The sequence below is a fragment of the Curtobacterium sp. LFS079 genome (assembly GCF_047977865.1).
Taxonomy (GTDB): Bacteria; Actinomycetota; Actinomycetes; order Actinomycetales; family Micrococcaceae; genus Arthrobacter.
The window spans coordinates 69,188-89,017 of sequence record NZ_JBFPFO010000015.1 but is presented as its reverse complement, the minus strand read 5'-3'; the positions used below and the strand labels follow the sequence as shown (position 1 = coordinate 89,017).

16 protein-coding genes and 1 tRNA gene are annotated in these 19,830 nt (G+C 67.6%); 13 read left to right on the top strand and 4 right to left on the bottom strand.

Annotated elements, in window-relative coordinates; genetic code table 11:
• Positions 1–39 precede the first annotated feature (39 nt).
• Together rsmI and ACNQPB_RS18400 are read left to right on the top strand one after the other, a co-directional pair.
• Entirely contained in the window at positions 40–903 is an 864-nt protein-coding gene (gene rsmI, locus ACNQPB_RS18405) for a 16S rRNA (cytidine(1402)-2'-O)-methyltransferase (protein ID WP_498753872.1), read from the top strand.
• A gap of 171 nt (positions 904–1,074) precedes the next feature.
• Complete coding sequence (locus tag ACNQPB_RS18400) at positions 1,075–2,553, top strand: NAD-dependent succinate-semialdehyde dehydrogenase (RefSeq protein ID WP_498753863.1); 1,479 nt, start codon at positions 1,075–1,077, stop codon at positions 2,551–2,553.
• 104 nt (positions 2,554–2,657) lie between these two features.
• Here ACNQPB_RS18400 and ACNQPB_RS18395 read toward each other — a convergent pair whose 3' ends face one another.
• Genes ACNQPB_RS18395 through ACNQPB_RS18385 form a run of 3 tightly spaced genes read right to left on the bottom strand, consistent with a single transcriptional unit; the run spans position 2,658 to position 7,675 of the window.
• The gene (locus ACNQPB_RS18395; protein WP_498753862.1) at positions 2,658–5,108 is read right to left on the bottom strand and encodes a transglutaminase TgpA family protein; all 2,451 of its coding nucleotides are present in this window, start codon (positions 5,106–5,108) and stop codon (positions 2,658–2,660) included.
• Positions 5,105–6,538 (bottom strand): DUF58 domain-containing protein, encoded by a 1,434-nt coding sequence (locus ACNQPB_RS18390; RefSeq protein WP_498753861.1) that lies wholly within the window; start codon positions 6,536–6,538, stop codon positions 5,105–5,107. The genes ACNQPB_RS18395 and ACNQPB_RS18390 overlap by 4 nt, the downstream gene beginning before the upstream one ends.
• 9 nt (positions 6,539–6,547) lie before the next feature.
• The gene (locus tag ACNQPB_RS18385) at positions 6,548–7,675 is read right to left on the bottom strand and encodes an AAA family ATPase (RefSeq protein ID WP_498753860.1); all 1,128 of its coding nucleotides are present in this window, start codon (positions 7,673–7,675) and stop codon (positions 6,548–6,550) included.
• Positions 7,676–7,813: 138 nt separating this feature from the next.
• On the opposite strand from ACNQPB_RS18385, the gene ACNQPB_RS18380 reads away from it, so the two are divergent.
• The 6 genes from ACNQPB_RS18380 to uraD all read left to right on the top strand — a co-directional run bounded on the left by ACNQPB_RS18380 (position 7,814) and on the right by uraD (position 14,666).
• Positions 7,814–8,728: a TatD family hydrolase gene (locus tag ACNQPB_RS18380; RefSeq protein WP_498753859.1), complete on the top strand. Its 915-nt coding sequence runs from the start codon at positions 7,814–7,816 to the stop codon at positions 8,726–8,728.
• 279 nt (positions 8,729–9,007) lie between these two features.
• Entirely contained in the window at positions 9,008–10,141 is a 1,134-nt protein-coding gene (locus ACNQPB_RS18375; protein WP_498753858.1) for a resuscitation-promoting factor, read from the top strand.
• 120 nt (positions 10,142–10,261) lie between these two features.
• Positions 10,262–11,143, top strand: a complete 882-nt coding sequence (gene rsmA / locus ACNQPB_RS18370) for a 16S rRNA (adenine(1518)-N(6)/adenine(1519)-N(6))-dimethyltransferase RsmA (RefSeq protein WP_498753857.1) — start codon at positions 10,262–10,264, stop codon at positions 11,141–11,143.
• Positions 11,140–12,114: a 4-(cytidine 5'-diphospho)-2-C-methyl-D-erythritol kinase gene (locus tag ACNQPB_RS18365; protein ID WP_498753856.1), complete on the top strand. Its 975-nt coding sequence runs from the start codon at positions 11,140–11,142 to the stop codon at positions 12,112–12,114. Before rsmA ends, ACNQPB_RS18365 begins: the two co-directional genes overlap by 4 nt.
• A gap of 26 nt (positions 12,115–12,140) precedes the next feature.
• Positions 12,141–13,985, top strand: coding sequence for an ABC-F family ATP-binding cassette domain-containing protein (locus tag ACNQPB_RS18360; RefSeq protein ID WP_498753855.1), 1,845 nt, complete (start codon positions 12,141–12,143; stop codon positions 13,983–13,985).
• A 153-nt stretch (positions 13,986–14,138) separates the two neighbouring features.
• Entirely contained in the window at positions 14,139–14,666 is a 528-nt protein-coding gene (gene uraD, locus ACNQPB_RS18355; protein WP_498753854.1) for a 2-oxo-4-hydroxy-4-carboxy-5-ureidoimidazoline decarboxylase, read from the top strand.
• Between the two features lie 2 nt (positions 14,667–14,668).
• Here the strand turns inward: uraD and ACNQPB_RS18350 are convergent, their stop codons facing one another.
• Entirely contained in the window at positions 14,669–15,268 is a 600-nt protein-coding gene (locus ACNQPB_RS18350) for a TetR/AcrR family transcriptional regulator (protein WP_498753871.1), read from the bottom strand.
• A 281-nt stretch (positions 15,269–15,549) separates the two neighbouring features.
• On the opposite strand from ACNQPB_RS18350, the gene ACNQPB_RS18345 reads away from it, so the two are divergent.
• From ACNQPB_RS18345 to pth, 5 genes are all read left to right on the top strand, one after another.
• Positions 15,550–15,621 (top strand) — tRNA-Gln (locus tag ACNQPB_RS18345).
• A gap of 139 nt (positions 15,622–15,760) precedes the next feature.
• Positions 15,761–17,263: a bifunctional UDP-N-acetylglucosamine diphosphorylase/glucosamine-1-phosphate N-acetyltransferase GlmU gene (gene glmU, locus ACNQPB_RS18340; RefSeq protein WP_498753853.1), complete on the top strand. Its 1,503-nt coding sequence runs from the start codon at positions 15,761–15,763 to the stop codon at positions 17,261–17,263.
• On the top strand, positions 17,260–18,240 hold the full coding sequence (locus tag ACNQPB_RS18335; protein ID WP_074586418.1) for a ribose-phosphate diphosphokinase: 981 nt from the start codon (positions 17,260–17,262) through the stop codon (positions 18,238–18,240). Before glmU ends, ACNQPB_RS18335 begins: the two co-directional genes overlap by 4 nt.
• A gap of 259 nt (positions 18,241–18,499) precedes the next feature.
• The gene (locus ACNQPB_RS18330; RefSeq protein WP_498753852.1) at positions 18,500–19,090 is read left to right on the top strand and encodes a 50S ribosomal protein L25/general stress protein Ctc; all 591 of its coding nucleotides are present in this window, start codon (positions 18,500–18,502) and stop codon (positions 19,088–19,090) included.
• Between the two features lie 120 nt (positions 19,091–19,210).
• Positions 19,211–19,795, top strand: coding sequence for an aminoacyl-tRNA hydrolase (gene pth, locus ACNQPB_RS18325; protein ID WP_498753851.1), 585 nt, complete (start codon positions 19,211–19,213; stop codon positions 19,793–19,795).
• The last annotated feature ends 35 nt before the right edge of the window (positions 19,796–19,830 follow it).

Sequence of the window (19,830 nt, the reverse complement as noted above, 5' to 3'; positions counted from 1 at the left end):
GTCGACGATTCCGTCCAGGAACCCCACACCGGCGACGCCTTGAGCAACGATCTCCTGCCCGTCATCCCGGGCGGCGGCCGGATCGTGCTTGCGGCCACGCCGATCGGCAACGTCGGCGACGCCACCAGCCGCCTGGTGGAGCTGCTGCAGACCGCACATGTCATCGCCGCCGAGGACACCCGCCGGCTCCACCGGCTGGTCCACGCCCTGGGCATCGAGGTCTCCGGGCGGGTCATCAGCTACCACGAGCACAACGAAGCCACCAAGACCGCAGACCTCCTGGAACAGGTCCAGGCCGGCAAGACCATCCTGATGGTGAGCGACGCCGGCATGCCCGCGGTTTCCGACCCCGGTTTCCGGCTGGTCGAGGCAGCCGTGGCCGCGGGCCTGTTCGTCACCGCCGTGCCCGGCCCGTCCGCGGTGCTGACGGCCCTCGCCCTCTCCGGCCTGCCCACCGACCGTTTCTGCTTCGAGGGCTTCCTGCCGCGGAAGGCAGGGGAGCGCAGCTCCCGTCTTGCGGAGCTCGACGGGGAACGCCGCACCATGGTGTTCTTCGAAGCCCCGCACCGGCTCGAGGCCATGCTGAGGGCCCTCCACGAGCGCTTCGGCGGGGAACGCAGGATCGCCGTGTGCCGAGAACTGACCAAGACCTACGAGGAAGTCCTCCGCGGCACCGTCCACGAACTGTTGGAATGGGCCGAAAACAACGAGGTCCGCGGTGAAATCGCGGTGGTGGTGGACGGTGCACCCGAACAGGCGCCCGGCACCCCGGAGGACCACGTGGCCGCGGTTAATGAGCTCGTGGCGAAGGGAATCCGGCTGAAGGAAGCCGTGGCCGCCGTGGCCGAAGAGGCCCGCGTCAGCAAACGCGAACTGTACTCTGCTGTGCTCGCGGCGCGTTAAGGCAGTGCCCTGTGCAAGTGCACAGAGACGGACGCCGGCGGCAGTGCGCGAAGGCGTAGACACTCTTTTGAGTCCGGCAGTACCGTGGCAGTTAATCCCGCAATACTGCGACCCACGTAACACCACGGGTTGGTGCATTTCCACAATCCACCGCCTGACGAAGGAGTCACTGTGACTGTCACCGCCGATCGCGAAGCCGAGCTGCTCGCCAAGGTTCCCACCGGTCTGTTCATCAACGGTGAATGGCGCGCCGCCTCCACCGGCAAGACCTTCGATGTCGAGGACCCGGCCACCGGCAAGGTCCTGTTGAGCATCGCCGACGCCACCAGCGAGGACGCTCTCGCCGCCCTCGACGCCGCCGACGCCGCACAGGCCGGCTGGGCCCGCACCGCACCGCGCGAACGCGCCGAAATCCTGCGCCGCGCCTTCGAACTCGTCACCGAGCGTGCCGAGGACTTCGCCCTCCTCATGACCCTCGAAATGGGCAAGCCGTTGGCTGAAGCCCGTGGCGAAGTAACCTACGGGGCCGAGTTCCTCCGCTGGTTCTCCGAGGAGACCGTCCGTGACTACGGCCGCTACGTCACCACCCCCGAGGGCAAGAACAAGATCCTGGTCCAGCGCAAGCCGGTGGGCCCCTGCCTGCTGATCACCCCCTGGAACTTCCCGCTCGCCATGGCCACCCGCAAGGTCGCCCCGGCCATCGCCGCCGGTTGCACCATGGTGATCAAGCCCGCCAAGTTCACCCCGCTGACCACCCAGCTGTTCGTGGCAACCCTGGTCGAGGCCGGCGTTCCCGCCGGCGTTGTCAACGTGGTGTCCTCCTCGAGCGCCTCCTCCATCTCCGGCCCGATCATGAAGGACTCCCGCCTCCGCAAGGTCTCCTTCACCGGCTCCACCCCCGTGGGCAAGCGCCTGATCGCCGACGCCGCCAACAACGTCCTGCGCACCTCCATGGAACTGGGCGGCAACGCGCCGTTCATCGTCTTCGAGGATGCCGATCTGGACAAGGCCGTCGAAGGCGCCATGGCCGCCAAGATGCGCAACATGGGCGAAGCCTGCACCGCCGCCAACCGCTTCCTGGTCCACGAGTCCGTGGCGGCCGAGTTCACGGCGAAGTTCGCTGCTGCCATGGGTGCCCTGACCTTGGGCCGCGGCACCGAAGACGCCAGCAAGGTGGGTCCGCTCATCGACTCCGGAGCCCGTGAAGACGTCCACGCCCTGGTCACCGCTGCGGTGGCCCAGGGTGCAACGGTCGCCACCGGAGGCGGCCCCGTGGAGGGCGACGGCTACTTCTACGCCCCCACCGTGCTGTCTGTTCCGAACGACGCAGACATCCTGCTCAACGAGATCTTCGGCCCGGTGGCCCCCGTGACCACCTTCGCCACCGAAGAGCAGGCCATCAAGCTGGCCAACGCCAGCGAATACGGCCTGGCGTCCTACCTCTACACGCGCGACTACGCCCGCATGTTCCGCGTGGCCGAGCAGATCGAGTTCGGCATGGTCGGCTTCAACGCCGGTGTCATCTCCAACGCAGCCGCGCCCTTCGGTGGCGTGAAGCAGTCCGGCCTGGGCCGTGAAGGCGGCGCCGAGGGCATCGCCGAGTACACCACCACCCAGTACATCGGCATCGCCGACCCGTACGCCGGCTAACAGCTGCTCCAGCGCGACACTACAGCGAGGGCCCGGTTCCGGAAAACAATCCGGTGCCGGGCCTTCGCCGTAGCTGCAACCACTACTGTTCAGTTGCCTACTGTTCAGGTGCCGCGCCGCAATGCGCGGATCCCCTTCCGCAACGTGTTCCCGGTCCAGGTGCCCACGCGCACGGCGCCCCGGCCCACCCAGCGGAACGGGGCGGAAACTATCCGGAACCAGCGGGACAACAACGACGGCGGGTACCAGTCCGCGCGCAGGCGCACCAGCTGTGACGCTCCCCGTCGCAGCGTCGACCGCACCGCGGCCAGCCGGGCCTCGGTGAGCCGGGTCCCGGCGCCGGGTGCGCTGCCGTCACCGGGGCGGCCATAACTGAGCCGCTCGAAGTCGGCGGTGAGCACTTGCACAGCCCGCATGCCGGCGTCGTCGGCGTGCGCGGATGGAACGGAGTCCAGCAGGCCGGCGGCAAAGTGCCGCGGCGTCTGGCTGGCCCGCGGGACATGGCCGTAGTCCCGGGCCAAGTCCTGCAGCTCATCCCACGCCAAGGCGGGGGAGACCGTGGCCGTGGCCTGTCCCGCGGCACGGAACCCCCGGAGGCGGCGGGCCCGGATGCCTGCGCGGAGCAGTCGGGGAGACATCAACAGGGCGGCGGCAAGCAGGACACCGGCCAGGACGAAGACCCCCTCCGGGATTCCGGTGCCGGCACCGGCCGCGGCGCCCGGCAAGGGAGCGGCCGGAAGGGCGCTGCTGTCTGGCTGGGGGCCCTGGTTCTGGATGGGGATGGTGTCTTCGCCCAGGTTGCTGCCGCTGCCGCCCGGTGTCACGGCATCGGCGGCATAGTCCGGAATGGAACCCCGCGAAGGGGTCGGTTCAAAAGGCACCCAGCCAAGCCCCTCGAAGTAAAGTTCCGGCCAGGCGTGTGCGTCCCGGGCATCCACGGCGAATTCGGCCAGCGGCTCGCGGCCGCCCACTGCGATCGTGTTTCCGGTGGGGTGCCCCGGCGCGTAACCGATGGCGATCCGGCTGGGGATTCCGGAAACCCTGGCCATGACCGCCATGGCTGAGGCGAAGTGCACGCAATACCCGCTCTTCTGCTGCAGGAAGTCAGCCAGCACGGACAAGCCGTTGCCGTCGTAGCCGCCCTGCACCGGGGCCTGCAGGGAGTAGGTGAATTCGGCCGAACGCAGGTACCTCTGGATGGCGAGGGCCTTGGCGAAGTTGTTCCCGGTCCCCGCCGTCACCTTGGCTGCGGTGGTGCGGACAATTTCCGGAAGGTTGCCCGGGACCTCGGTGAACTCCCCGGGAATCCGGCCGGCACCCGGAGACGTGGTTCCTGCCTGGCTCAGCGCTGCCGCCGTGATCTGCGGGAAGAACGAGATGACTGTGTAGTGCTGGTTGCGTGAGGTTGTGCCTTCGCCGTGGATGCTCAAGGTGAGCGGATCCCAGGACCAGCGGCCATTGAGTCCGTTGACCACCCCGGGCGCGAACGGCACCGGCAGATACGGGCTGGTGAACTGGCCGGTGTCGATGATGGTCTGCTCACGGATCAGGTTTTCAGGGAGCGGGTATCCGGGAACAATCTGCCCTGTGCCGAGCTGGCTGCTCGAGGAGCGGTCATCCGGGGCCCAGCTTTCGCCGTCGAAGCGGTCGATGGTGACCGAACGCAGGTAGACCGGCGCGCTTGAGCTCGTCGCGTACGTGATCCTGCCGTCCCCGGTGGGGGTGCGGAGGCTGTTGCCGAGGGTGATCATGGGGTTCAGCCCGTTGGACGGTCCCCACGGGTTCAACCGGGATCCGACCGGGAAGGTGCCCTGCTCGAAGCCGGGAACGGCAAGCGGGAGGACCATGCCGAGGGCAAGGGCCGCGCTGCCCAGCATCACCGAGCGCCGGAACTGGCCTTGTCCCTGCCCTGCGCCGGACTGGAGCCGATAATCCGGGGCGAATCTTTGGGCGCAGCCCAGGATCATGATGAAGCCGGCCGCAGCCGCAAGGAATCCGGCCAGCCCGGCACCCTGGGGTTTGATCGTGGCCGGAACCGCCAGCACCGCGAGGAGGCCGAGGCCTGCGGTGGCCGGCAGGGCCAGCGGAATGGCCAGGGTGTCGATCAGGATCACCACGAGGCCAAGGCATATGCAGCTCAACAGGACGATTCCGGTGTTGGGAGCCACCGGCGCGGTCTCCGCGTAGACGGTCTCGCCCGCCCTGTCGAACAGCGCGAAGGCCTGCGTCAGGCTTGCCGGTCCGGGAATGAAGCCCGCGATGCTCTCCTTCCTGAGGAAGGTGTTGCAGAGAATGAACGTCAGGGCTGCCAGGCCGCCCAGCGTCACGAGCCCGGCGGGCGCCCGCACTGCCCGCAGCAGGGCCATGGCGAAGGCCACGACCCCGACGGTGACGACGACAGGGAACAGCCACCCCCAGCCCCTGAATACGCCGTTGAGGGACAGCGATGCGCCGATGACTGCGGCGGCGATGGCGCCGGCCATGGCCCAAGGGTAGGCGCCGACGGGATTCTTCTTCAGGCCATGCCCGCGGGCACCGCCGCTCTGTCCACTCACCGCGGCACCGCCGCTCCGCGCCGGACGTCCATGGCTGCGGCAGCCGCCGCGATGATCTCCCCCTGGTCGAACGCGGACCAGGCCGCGGCCAGCTGCGTCCGGGGCGTGACGGCGAGGGCCCGCCATCCGCCCAGCCGGAGCGCGTCCACAGCAGGCTGGACACTGCGGGGATGCTCGGTGACCAGCAGCGCGAAGGCGTTGGCCCCGTATCCGGCCGCCGGGGCAAGGGCCCGCGCCTCGGTCTCGCTCAAGGAACCAACCAGGGCGAGCACCGGGCCGCGCAGGCGGTGTGCCGCAAGCTTGTCCATCAGCCGGTCATCGAAGGCTGCCTCACCGCCGTCGGGGATTCCGTTGTCGCCGCGCCGGGTATCGCCGTGCTTGCCCTCGCTGTGCTGATGCCGCGGACCGTCCAGCTGGATGGCTGCCAGGCTTTCGGCGATCGACTGCAGCCCGCCGGTGCCGCTGTATTCCTCCGTGTCCGGGAACGGAGCCGAATGGGAGCCACGGAAAGCGGGATTGCCGGCGGCGTCCAGGAACCGCAAGGAGTAGTTGCGTTCGGCGAGGTGCGCACTGATGGACATCGCAGCCGTAACAGCCCATTCGAAGCTGTCGCTGCTCAGCAGTTCGAATGAATCGTCGTGTCCGGCGGGGAAACGGGATCCCGGACCGGCGGCGAAGGCCGAGTACCGGTGGTCCATGATGATGGTGGCCTCGGGGGTGGTGACCGATTCCTCCTGCCGGACCATCAGTTCGCCGTGGTGGGCCGTTGCCGCCCAATGGACCCGGCGCATCGGGTCGCCGTGGCGGTATTCGCGGGTCATGACGTCGTCATCGCTTGGATTGGCCCTGATCCGGGTGGCTGTGACGCCGTCGTTGCCGCGGGCGCCGGCCAGCCCGGTCGCGGGGAGGTCGACGGCGGCCGGCGTCACCGTGAGCAGGTCGCCGTCGTCGATGGTGTGCCGGTGCAGGGACAAGCCGAAGGGATCACAGAATTCGGCGGTGACCGGACCGATCCTGAACTGGCCGCGCCGGCCTGAGCGCAGGTGGTATTCGTAGCGGCTGGTGCCGCCGCTGGCAGAGCGCGCGGGGAAGCGGAACGCCGGCGGCTCCCCGAAGCGCGGCGGCAGCTGCTCCTGCATGATCACGGGTGTGTCCGAGCCGCCGGTGCGCGCTACCGCCAGGCGGACAGTAGCGGTGGAAGAGGTCTCCACGGTGGGCGGAGCGAAGTCCCGGAACACTTGGAACCGCGGCTTGAGGACCCGCACCCCGGCAAGGGAAACAAGCGGCAGGACGATGAGCAGGATGCCAAGTGCCAGCAAGTCGCGGCGCCCCATGATCTGGGCAAGCAGCAGCGAGCCCGTGCCGGCGGCCAGCAGGCCCCAGCCCCGGTTGGTGAACAAATGCTTTGGAAGCAGTTCCAGCAGGGCCACGGTAGGCTCCTACTCCCCGCCGCTTCCCTGACCACGCTGCGCTCGGTCAAGGAAGCCTTGCGGCGTGCGCCCGCGGCGGGCGTCGGCCGCGGCGTCGCGGCTGACGGGCAGGGAGGCCAAAATGGAGCGGATGACGCTCTGCGGGGTATCGCCCGCGCCGGCGGCCTTCCGTTCCAGGATGATGCGGTGTGCGAGCACGGGTTCGGCCACCGCGACAATGTCGTCCGGAAGCACGAAGTCGCGGCCGTCCAGGGCGGCGGTGGCTTTGGCCGCACGCAGCAGCTGGAGCAGGGAGCGCGGGCTGGCGCCGAGCCGGAGCCGGGCGCTGTCCCGGGTGCCATGCCCGATCGCCACGGTGTACTCCTTCACGGCCTGGGAAACATACACCTGTTGCACCGCCGTGATCATCGCGGCAACGTCGGCCGCTGTCACCACCGGGGTGACCTTCGCCAGCGGGGAGACGGCCTGGTGGGTTTCCAGCATCTCGATCTCCGAGGCCTGGTCCGGGTAGCCCATGGAGATCCGGGCCATGAAGCGGTCGCGCTGGGCCTCGGGAAGGGGGTAGGTCCCTTCCATTTCAATCGGGTTCTGGGTGGCGACCACCATGAACGGTTCGGCCATCTTGTAGGACTGGCCATCCACCGTGACCTGGTGCTCCTCCATGCATTCCAGGAGCGCGGACTGCGTCTTCGCCGAGGCACGGTTGATCTCGTCCCCGATGACGATGTTTGCGAACACCGCGCCCTTGCGGAACTCGAACTGCCGGGAGGACTGGTTGTAGATGGATACCCCGGTCACGTCCGAGGGCAGCAGGTCCGGGGTGAACTGGATCCTGCTGACGCCGCAGTCGATGCTCCGGGCGAGGGTCTTGGCGAGTAGCGTCTTTCCGACGCCGGGAACGTCTTCCACGAGCAGGTGCCCCTGGGCGAGGAGGACTGTGAGGGCGAGCCTGGCTGCTTCGGCTTTGCCGTCGATGACCTGGTTGATCGCGGCCAGGATCTTCTCGCTGGCGGCGTGGAACTCGGCGGCGGGCATGGCGGAATGCCTGTGGCCGTTGGATGATCCCGGTTCGGCCGCGGTTTCCTCTGCGTGGACGATTCCCTGGTGCCGGACCGTGCTCTGATGCTGTGAATCCATGGACAACCCTTCAGCCATGACGGAACCCCGCAGGCTTGCGCCTGGCGGGATGCTCCACCCCCTGCTACCAAGACTACCCAGCCCGTGCCTGCCGCAGACAGGGCCATTGCAATGACTGCAGGCCGTTAGGGTGGACGCATGTGCAATTCCCTCCCGCCGCTTTCCTATCGAGCTCCGGAAGATGCCGCCGGCGACGCCGGGGAAGCCGCCGGCAAGCGGTCCCGCAAGGAGTACCCGCCCGCGCCGGAGCCGCTGCCGGTTCCGGTGATGGACAACCACACCCACCTCGACTTCCGGCATGGCCTGTTGGAGGTATCGGTGACGGACGCGCTGGACGCGGCTGCCGCCGTCGGGGTCCAGGGGGCGGTGCAGGTGGGCTGCGACCTGGAGTCGTCACGCTTCACCGTCCGGGCCGTGGAAGCCGACCGGCGGCTCTTGGGGGCGGTTGCCATCCACCCCAATGACGCCCCGGCCTATGCGGGCCGCGGCGAACTGGAGAGTGCGCTCGCCGAGATCGAGGAACTTGCCGGGCACCCGAGGGTGCGCGCGATCGGTGAAACCGGACTGGACTTCTACCGCACCCACGGCGACGGACTGGCCCACCAGCGCTATTCCTTCCGGCGCCACATCGACATTGCGAAGCGGCTCGGGCTGACCCTGCAGATCCATGACCGGGACGCCCACGACGACGTCGTCCAGGTGCTGCGCGAAGAGGGGGCCCCGGAGAAGGTGGTCTTCCATTGCTTCTCCGGCGGTGCGGACCTTGCCCGCATCTGCAACGAAAACGGCTGGTACATGTCCTTCGCCGGGACGTTCACCTTCAAGAACGCCGACAACCTCCGCGAAGCCCTGCTGCTCGCCGAGCCGGAACTCATGCTGGTGGAAACCGACTCGCCGTTTCTGACGCCGCACCCCTACCGCGGCCGGCCCAACGCCAGCTACATGGTTCCGTACACCGTGCGGGCCATGGCCGAGGTTGCGGAAAAAGACCTCGCTGGGCTGTGCGCACAGCTGGCCGGGAACACGCTCTCCGCCTACGGATCGTGGGACTGAAGCCGCTGCGGGCCGCTGCCTGCTGCATACCGGGTATGCACAATTTCTTGGTCGATTTATAACGCTTCGGTTACAGTGGGTAACCAGTAGCCGGGGTCGGGGAAGGCCACCGGATACGAAAACTCCGTTCGCACTGGAAATTTTCACGTAGATCGGTAGTGGCGGCGCATGTGCTCCGCCGCGGTAATTCCCTGCGCCCGCGCGCAGGGGCCACCTCCGCGGCAGTCGGGCAGGTGCGCTTTTCCCCGTGCCCGGATGGTCCAACAGTTACGGGCAAAAATGGTCAAGTTCTTCACCACGGACGGCAAGTTCAGCTTTCCCAAGGTCGCCGCGCAGCTCCTCGTGCTTTCGGCGCTGGTGCTCGGGGTTGTCGCCTTCACCGGCAACAACAAGACAGTCACCCTCAACGTTGATGGAAAAGTAAGCTCCGTCCAGACCTTCGGCGGCACGGTTGACCAGGTGGTCAAGTCTGCCAAGGTCGACCTCAAGCCCGCGGACCGGGTCAGCCCGGCCCTGGATGCTTCGGTGCAGAACGGCTCCATCATCAACGTGAACCTTGCCAAGTCGGTCTCCGTCACCCTCGACGGCACCCAGCGGACCGTCAACACGAACTCCCCGGACGTCGAGGGCCTCATCACCGAGCTCGGTGTGGCAAGCTCCTCGGCCGTCTCCGCGGACAAGGACATGCACCTGGCCGTGTCCGGCTCGGTCGTCTCGATCTCGACCCCCAAGAAGGTCACGTTGATCGCGGACGGCAAGAGTTCCGTCAAGACCACGACGGCGGCCGACGTCGCCTCCGTCCTCAAGGACGCCGGCGTCGTGCTGGGTGCGAATGACCGCGTCTCCCAGCCCCGCCAGGCCCCGGTCATCAAGAACATGGTGATCAAGGTGTCCCGCGTGGACCTTTCCAAGACAACTACGGTCACCGAGAACGTACCCTTCGAGACCGTCACCACGAAGAGCTCCTCGATGTACACCGACGAGGAAAAGGTCACCCAGGAAGGCGTCCTCGGCCAGCTCAACAAGAAGTTCAAGCTGGTCCTCGTTGACGGCCGCGAAGCCTCCCGCACCCTGCTGACCTCCGCGGTGACCGTCAAGCCCGTGGCCGAGAAGGTCACCGTCGGCACCAAGGAACGCCCCGCGCCCGCGACCTCCAGCGGGCCCACCGGTGCTCCGAACGAAGCCATGTGGGACCGGATCGCCCAGTGTGAATCCGGCGGCAACTGGGCCATCAACACCGGCAACGGCTACTACGGCGGCCTGCAGTTCGACATCCAGACCTGGCTCGGTTCCGGCGGCGGCGCCTACGCTGCCAACGCCAGCCTGGCCAGCAAGGCCCAGCAGATCGACATCGCCAACCGGGTCTACGCACAGCGCGGCCTTTCCCCGTGGGGTTGCGGCTGGGCCGCCTGACGGCGGGCACCTTACGGCTGTGAAGGCCGGGTCCGGATTTCCCGGGCCCGGCCTTTGCCACGTCCGGCACCGGACGCCCCGCCGGAACGACGGGCGCCGGGCAGGCGATACGATACCTAGGTGACTGAAGCGAATTCCGAACCTGCCGCCGTCGCGCCCCTTCTGGGAGCCGCCGACATCCGACGGCTCGCCGAGGAAATCGGTGTCCGCCCCACCAAGACGCTGGGCCAGAACTTCGTCATCGACGGCAACACGATCCGCCGCATCGTCTCCGTCGCCGGTGTGGACCCGGAAGAAACCGTCCTCGAGGTCGGCCCTGGCCTGGGCTCGCTGACTTTGGGACTGCTCGACGCCGCCAAGCAAGTTGTGGCGGTCGAAATCGATCCGGTGCTGGCAGCCAAGCTGCCGGAGACAGTGCGCGCCTGGCGCCCCGACGCCGCGGACGATTTCCACCTGGTGCTTTCGGACGCCATGAAGGTCACCGAGCTACCCGTCCAACCCACGGCGCTGGTGGCCAACCTGCCCTACAACGTCGCCGTGCCCGTGGTGCTTCACCTGCTGGAGCATTTCCCGAGCCTGCGCCACGGCCTGGTGATGGTGCAGGACGAGGTGGCGGACCGGCTCGCCGCAACCCCGGGTTCGAAGATCTACGGCGTCCCCTCCGTCAAGGCCGCCTGGTACGGACATATGCGCAAGGCGGGAGTGATCGGCATGAACGTGTTCTGGCCGGCGCCCAAGATCCACTCCGGGCTGGTGGCCTTCACGCGCCAGGAAGCCCATGACACGCATGCCACCCGGGAGCAGGTGTTCGCCGTCATCGACGCCGCGTTCGCGCAGCGCCGCAAGACCCTCCGCGCCGCCCTGTCCGGCTGGGCCGGAAGCGCCGCCGAAGCCGAACGCTACCTCATCGCCGCAGGCGTGGACCCGACGGCCCGCGGCGAGGTGCTGGACATCGGCGCCTACATCCGGATCGCCGAGGCACGCCACCCGCAGGCCGCATGAGCCGCGCCGTCGCCGGAAACCAAGGCCGCTTCGTGCCGCGCACCGTAAAGGTCCGTGCGCCCGGCAAAGTCAACGTTTCCTTGAAGGTAGGCCCGCTGCGCCCGGACGGCTACCACTCCGTGGCCAGTGTGTACCTGGCCGTTTCCCTCTACGAGGAAGTGGCCGCAACAAGCACCCGGACGCCGGGCATCACCATCAGCATCAGCCCGGACAGCACCTTGGAGCTCGACGGCGTCGACATTCCGCTGGATGAACGGAACCTTGCGTACAAGGCGGCCGCGATCATGGCCGAGGTCTCCGAGAACCCCACCGGCGTGCATCTGGAAATCACCAAGCGGGTGCCGGTGGCCGGCGGCATGGGCGGCGGCTCCGCCGACGCCGCCGCTACCCTGCTGGCGTGCGATGCGCTCTGGGACAGCGGTCTGTCCCGCGAGGAACTCGCCCACCTGGCGGCCGAACTCGGCGCGGACGTTCCGTTCTCGCTGCTGGGCGGCACCGCCGTCGGGCTCGGCGTGGGGGACAAGCTCTCGCCCGCGCTGGCGAAGGCACAGATGGACTGGGTTCTGGTCTGCGCCGACTACGGCCTGTCCACCCCGGAGGTCTTCCGGGCCCTGGACCGCCTGCGCGACGCCGAGGGCGTAGACGCCGACGAGCCGAGCGAGGTGGATGCCAAGATCCTGCAGGCCCTGCGTGGCGGCGACCCCGAAGCACTGAGCCGTGTGCTGGTCAATGACCTTCAGCGCGCGTCGATCGAACTGGCCCCGCGGTTGCGGGACACCATCGGGCTCGGCGAGTCCAAGGGGGCACTGGCCGGTTTCGTCTCCGGTTCCGGGCCCACCGTGGCCCTGCTCGCCCACAGCCCGGCCGGCGCCCGCGAGCTGGCCGAAGAGCTCGGACACCTCGGCCACACGGCACTGTCCGTCCACGGGCCGGTTCCCGGGGCGCGGATCATCTCCGATACCCTCCATTAATCGCTTCCCCAAGAAAGTAGTACCCAGTGGCCCACCTGCTCGGCGGTGAGAACCTCACCGTTTCCTATGCGACCCGTACTGTCCTCGACGGCGTCACGCTCGGCCTGGAGGACGGCGACCGCATCGGCATGGTGGGCCGGAACGGCGACGGCAAATCGACGCTGATGCGGCTGCTCGCGATGCGCTCCACCCCGGACTCCGGCCGGGTCACCAAGCGCGGCGACGTGAACATCGGCTACCTGGACCAGTCCGACGTGTTGGACGGGGACCTCACTGTAGGTGCCGCGATCGTCGGCGACCGTGCGGACCACGAATGGGCGGCCAATCCGAAGATCCGCGAAATCATGGGCGGACTGGTAGGCGACGTCGACTGGCACGCCAATGTCCACGCGCTTTCGGGCGGCCAGAAACGCCGGGTGGCCTTGGCCAAGCTCCTCATCGAGGACCACGACGTCATCATGCTGGACGAACCCACCAACCACCTCGACGTCGAAGGCGTCGCCTGGCTGGCCCGGCACCTGAAGTCCCGCTGGCGGGCCAAGCAGGGCGCCTTCCTGGTGGTCACCCACGACCGCTGGTTCCTCGACGAGGTCTGCAACCGCACCTGGGAGGTGCACGACGCCATGGTGGACCCGTTCGACGGCGGGTACGCCGCCTACGTGCTGGCCCGCGCCGAGCGCGACCGCATGGCCGCCGTCGTCGAGAACAAGCGCCAGCAGCTGGTCAAGAAGGAACTGGCCTGGCTGCGCCGCGGCGCGCCCGCCCGTACCTCCAAGCCCAAGTTCCGCATCGAAGCGGCCAACGAAATCATCGCCGACGTTCCCGATCCCCGGGACTCCGTCGCCCTGAACAAGATGGCCACCGCCCGCCTCGGCAAGGACGTGCTGGACCTGGAGAACGTCTCGCTCGACTATGTGGGCGGCGACGCCGGCAGCAAGCTGTTCGACAATGTGACCCTGCGCCTGGCGCCCGGCCAGCGGCTGGGCCTCGTGGGCGTCAACGGCGCCGGCAAGTCCACCCTGCTGCGCCTGCTCAACGGCGACATCACTCCGGATGCCGGGAAGGTCAAGCGCGGCAAGACTGTGGTCACCGCCGTCCTCAGCCAGGACGTCAAGGAACTCGACGAGGTCAAGGACCTGCGGGTCGTCGAGGTGATCGAACGCGAGAAGCGCTCCTTCAACGTGGCCGGCAAGGACCTCACCGCCGGCCAGCTCGTGGAGCAGCTGGGCTTCACCAAGGAAAAGCAGTGGACCCCCGTGGCCGACCTTTCCGGTGGTGAACGGCGCCGTCTGCAATTGCTGCGCCTGCTGGTGGGCGAACCCAACGTCCTCATGCTTGACGAACCCACCAACGACCTCGATACCGACACCCTCGCCGCGGTCGAGGACGTGCTGGACGGCTGGCCCGGAACACTCGTGGTGGTCAGCCACGACCGCTACCTCCTGGAACGCGTCACGGACTCCCAGATGGCGCTGCTGGGCGACGCCAAGCTGCGCGACTTGCCCGGCGGCGTCGACCAGTACCTGGAACTGCGCGAAGCGGCCCTGTCCTCCGGTGCGGTGGGCGGCACTGCCGGCACCAGCCCGACGGCGGCCTCCGCTGCCGGGGGCACCGCCTCAGGCGCGGCCGGTACAAACGGCCCCACCGAGGCGGAAAAGCGCGAAGCCCGCAAGGAACTGAACCGGATCGACCGCCAGCTCGGCAAGCTCGCCCAGCAGGAAGAAAAGCTGCACACCCAGATGGCGGCCAAGTCCGAGTCGGGCGACTTCGACGCCCTGGGCGAACTGAACGCCAAACTCCAGGAACTCCTCGCCGAAAAGGAAGGCCTCGAACTCGAATGGCTTGAGGCAGCCGAAATCCTGGGGGAGTAGGGCCGGCTGACGCCCGGTCCCGGATGGCCGGTCATATTTGGTGTGTTCGCGGAGGTTCTTGACCCGGTTTTCGGCGCTTCATAATCTCAAGGCACCCCGTTCGACCCGCGGTGCCGGGCGCATATTGCGTCAGCGGAAATCAAAGGAGATTTCATGTCGTCATCCCAGTCCACCTACAGCCTGAGTGAGATCAACGCCATGGACAAGGAAGCGTTCGTTGACGCACTCGGTCCGGTCTTTGAGAATTCGCCGTGGGTAGCGGGCCGGGCCTGGCGCGCGGATCCTTTCGGGAATGTCGACGAACTGCACAAGGCGATGTTCTCAGTAGTCGAGGCGGCCGGCCGGCAGACGGTACTGGACTTCCTTAACGGCCACCCGGCCCTGGCGGGCAAAGAAGCCAGGGCGGGGGAGATGACTACGGAGTCCACGGGCGAGCAGTCCAGCGCAGGGCTGGATGCACTCAGTTCGGAGGAGCTCGCGCGGATGGCCGACCTCAACCGCGATTACCTGGCGCTGCACGGGTTCCCGTTCGTGATTGCGGTACGCGGGCACACCAAAGACTCCATATTCGCGGAGTTCGAGCGGCGCATCGGCGCCGATTCGGAATCGGAGCTGCAGGAGGCGCTGCGCCAGATCGCCATCATCTCCCGCGGGCGCCTCGACCGGATCGTCGCGTCCTGACGCTACGCCTCGTCCCGCAGCTCCGGATCCTTTTGCAGGCCGGTGAGGCCGTTCCAGGCGAGGTTAACGAGGTGCGCGGCGACGGCCCGTTTGTCCGGAGTACGGCTGTCGAGCCACCACTGTCCCGTCATCGCCACCATGCCCACCAGCATCTGGGCGTATATGGCCCCGTCGGCGGAACTGAAGCCGCGTCGAGAGAACTCGTCCGAGAGGATGTGCTCCACGCGGGCGGTCACATGCGAGAGCAGCGTGGAGAAGGCGCCTTCGGGCTGGGACGGCGGGGCGTCGCGCATGAGGATCCGGAAGCCGTCAGTGCGTTCCTCGATATAGCCCAGCAAGGCGAGGGCGGCCCGTTCAACGAGGACGCGGGGCTTGGCTTCGACCGCAAGGGAATCGTTGATGGAATCGAGCAGGATCCGGAATTCGCTCTCCACCACTTTGGTGTAGAGGCCTTCCTTGGAACCGAAATGTTCGTAAATGACCGGCTTGGAGACGCCCGCCGCTGCCGCGACTTCCTCGATGGTGGTGCCGTCCAGTCCGCGGGCGGCAAAGAGGCCGCGGCCGACGTCGATCAGCTGTGAGCGGCGCTGCGGACCGGTCATCCGGGCACGGACGGGGCGGCCGGCGGCGGCCTCCACGGCGCCCGCTGTTCCGCCGTCCTGCCGGGAAAATCCTGTGCTGTTGCTCACCCAACCATCATGCCTCATGGCAAGGAGACAAGATTCCATGGGGCGCGGTTCCGGGGCGTCCGCCGCCGGATGACGATGCACGCGGGGGTCCGAAGTCGCGCGGAAGCAAACGGTCATGGCAGACTTGATACCTGTGCGCGCCACCCGGTCAGCCCGGGGAACCGCAGGCCATGCCTGCCGGCCGGCGCGCACGGTCCGCTCTGGTGTAACGGCAGCACCCCGGCCTTTGGAGCCGTGGAGTATAGGTTCGAATCCTATGGGCGGAACTCGTCGGTGATCTGCCGGCACTGTTTTTCCGGGGTCGGACCGCCGCATCGGCGGATGGTGGCCTCCGGAGCCAGAGTAGGATTGAGCAGATGCCAGCCGGGTCCACCCCGGTGGAAACCGAACAAGGAGAGCGACTTAGTGAGCCCCGCCGCAACAGGCCCTGCCGCTGTAATCGTCCTGGCCGCTGGTGCGGGCACGCGCATGAAATCGCGTACACCCAAGATCCTCCATCCCATCGGTGGAAAATCCATGGTGGGACATGCCCTCGACGCAGCCCGGGGCATCAACCCCGAACGCCTTGCCGTGCTGGTCCGGCACCAGCGCGACCTGGTGGCCGCCCACCTGGCCGAGATCGCCGCCGATGCGCTGGTGGTGGACCAGGATGAAGTCCCCGGCACCGGCCGCGCCGTCGAACAGGGCCTCGAAGCTCTGGACAAGCAAGGCACGGTGGAGGGCACCGTGGTGGTGACCTACGGTGACGTCCCGCTCCTCAGCTCCGGCCTGCTGGCTGAGTTGGTTGCCGCGCACGAGACCGGCGGCAACGCCGTGACCGTGCTGACCACCGTCCTGGAAGACGCCACCGGATACGGCCGCATCCTGCGCGCCGAAGACGGTTCCGTGCTGGGCATCCGCGAACACAAGGACGCCAGCGACGCGGAGCGGGCCATCCGCGAGATCAACTCGGGAATCTATGCTTTCGACGCCGCTGTCCTGCGCGACGCCTTGAACCACGTCACCACCGACAACGCACAGGGCGAGAAGTACCTCACCGACGTCCTCGCCATCGCCCGCCAGGACGGCGGCCACGTGGCCGCCGTCGTCACCGGCGACCGCTGGCAGGTGGAAGGCGCCAACGACCGCGTGCAGCTCGCCGCCCTTGGCGCCGAACACAACCGCCGCATTGTCGAAGGCTGGATGCGCGCCGGCGTGACCGTCGTCGACCCCGCCACCACCTGGATCGACTCCACCGTCACCCTCGACGAAGACGTCCGCCTGCTGCCCAACACCCAGCTGCACGGCAGCACCACGGTGGCGCGCGACGCCGTCGTCGGCCCGGACACGACCCTCACCGACGTCCAGGTGGGCGAGGGCGCCAAGGTGACCCGCACCCACGGCTCGGGCTCCAGGATCGGGGCCAAGGCAAGCGTCGGCCCGTTCACCTACCTGCGTCCGGGCACGGTCCTGGGCGAGACCGGCAAGATCGGCGCCTTCTACGAAACCAAGAACGTGACCATCGGCCGCGGTTCCAAGCTGTCCCACCTCGGATACGCCGGTGACGCCGAAATCGGTGACGACACCAACATCGGTTGCGGCAATATCACCGCCAACTACGACGGCGAGAAGAAGCACCGCACCGTGATCGGCTCCGGCGTCCGCACCGGTTCCAACACGGTCTTCGTGGCTCCCGTCAGCGTCGGCGACGGCGCTTACAGCGGTGCCGGCACCGTGATCCGCAAGGACGTTCCCGCAGGTGCGCTGGCCGTCACCGCGGCAGGGCAGCGGAACGCCGAAGGCTGGGTCATCGCCAACCGCCCCGGCAGCAACTCCGCCCAGCTGGCCGCAGCCCGACTGGCGCAGGACGGCGGCACCCCAGACTCCTCAAGTACTCAGGCAACCACAGAAGAGGGCAAACAGGCATGAGCGAAATTACGGCACACGGCGAGAAGAAACTGGTTCTTGCCGCCGGGCGGGCGCACCCGGAGCTCGCGCAGGAAATCGCCAAGGAGCTGGAGACCGAACTCCTGCCGATTGATGCCTACGACTTCGCCAACGGAGAGATCTACGTCCGCTCCGCCGAGAGCGTGCGCGGCACCGATGCCTTCGTGATCCAGGCGCACCCGGCACCGCTGAACAACTGGCTGATGGAACAGCTGATCATGATCGATTCGCTCAAGCGTGCCTCGGCCAAGCGGATCACCGTGGTCTCCCCGTTCTACCCCTACGCCCGCCAGGACAAGAAGGGCCGCGGCCGCGAGCCGATCTCCGCCCGCCTGGTGGCCGACCTCTACAAGACTGCCGGTGCCGACCGCATCATGTCGGTCGACCTGCACACCTCCCAGATCCAGGGCTTCTTCGACGGCCCCGTGGACCACCTGATGGCCATCCCGCTGCTGGCCGACTACATCCGCACCAAGGTCGAGGCCGACAACATCACCGTGGTCTCCCCGGACACCGGCCGCGTCCGCGTCGCGGAGCAGTGGGCCGAGCGCCTGGGCGGCGCCCCCTTGGCCTTCGTGCACAAGATGCGCGACCTCACGGTGCCGAACCAGGCCGTGTCCAAGACCGTCGTCGGGCAGATCGAAGGCCGCACCTGCGTGCTGATCGACGACATGATCGACACCGGCGGAACCATCTCCGGCGCCGTCCAGGTGCTGAAGAACGCCGGCGCCAAGGACGTCATCATCGCCTGCACCCACGCAGTGTTCTCCGATCCCGCGGCGCAGCGCCTGGCCGAGTCCGGTGCCCGCGAAGTGGTGGTCACCAACACCCTGCCGATCCCGGCCGAGAAGCGCTTCCCGCAGCTGACCGTGCTGTCCATCGCGCCGCTGATCGCCCGCGCCATCCGCGAAGTGTTCGACGACGGTTCGGTCACCAGCCTGTTCGACGGCAAGGCCTGAAACCAGACCGAAGGAAGGACCCGCGGACATCTGTCCGCGGGTCCTTCCGTTTAAGCGGGTCCCTCCGTTTAAACCCGACGGCGGCCGGTCTGCTAGGATGGGACGTCACCTTGGCGAGGGGACTGCCTTGTTGCGGTCCCGTTATCGACTGGGTCCTGGGCTCCCAAGCCGGCCTTACGGCCGGCGGGCGGCCGGACGAGTCCCGCCGCCCACCTGGCCCGGCCACGCGCCGTCGGCCATCGAACAAGAGGAGCCTCTTATGTCTGAGCAGAAGATCGCAGCAGAACTGCGCACCGAATTCGGCAAGGGCTACGCCCGCCGCGCCCGCGCAGCCGGCCAGATCCCCGCCGTCATCTACGGCCACGGCGCCGAGCCGCTGCACGTCAACCTGCCGGGCCGCGCCACCACCCTGGCCGTCCGCGTTGCCAACGCCCTGCTGTCCCTGGACATCAACGGCGAAGAGCACCTGGCCCTGGTCAAGGACATCCAGCGCGACCCGATCAAGCAGATCATCGAGCACATCGACCTGCTGACCGTCCAGAAGGGCGAGAAGGTCACCGTTGACGTTGCAGTGCACATCACCGGTGAAGCAGCTTCCGGCGTTGCCGTGAACCAGGAAGCCACCACGGTTTCCCTCGAGGCCGAGGCAACCCACCTGCCCACCGCCATCGAATTCAGCATCGAAGGCCGCGAAGCCGGCGCGCACGTCCACGCTTCCGACCTCGAACTGCCCAAGGGTTCTTCCCTGCTGAGCGACCCGGAGACCCTGATCGTCAACCTCTCCGAGGCCACTGCCCCGGCTGAGGAAGCCGGCGAAGCCGCTGAGGAAGCCGCTCCCGCCGCCGAGTAGTCCTTGCCGGCTCCCGGAAACGCGGAGCCGGGGCAGGAATGCCTGTGGAAGTGGCCTGGACCCGTACGGGTCCCGGCCACTTCTTTTTTCCTTTCACCCCATGATTCCTAGGATGAGTCCATGACAGAAACCTGGTTGGTCGTCGGCCTCGGCAACCCCGGCGCCCAGTACAGCAACAACCGGCACAACGTCGGCCAGATGGTCCTTGACGAGGTGGCTTCCCGGATCGGGGGGAGCTTCAAGGCCCACAAGGCCCGGGCACAGGTGCTGGAAGGCCGGCTCGGGATAGGCGGTCCCAAGATCGTGTTGGCCAAGCCGATGTGCTATATGAACGTCACCGGCGGCCCGGTATCGGCGTTGGCGAAGTTCTTCGGCATCGCGGCCGACCACATCATTGCGGTCCACGATGAAATCGACATTCCCTTCAACACCGTCAAGCTCAAGATCGGCGGCGGGGAAGGCGGCCACAACGGCCTGCGGGACATTTCGAAGGCACTTGCCACGAAGGACTACCTACGCGTCCGGGTGGGGGTCGGCCGTCCGCCCGGCAGGATGGACACCGCGGACTTCGTGCTGCGGGATTTCGCGACGGCGGAGAAGAAGGAACTGCCGTTCCTTCTGGACGAGGCCGCGGACGCCGTCGAGATGCTGGTCTCCAGCGGGCTGCCGGCTGCCCAACAGAAATTCCACCCCGCCAAAAACTGAATTCCGGGGACGGGTAGTACTTGCTCTACTCGTTC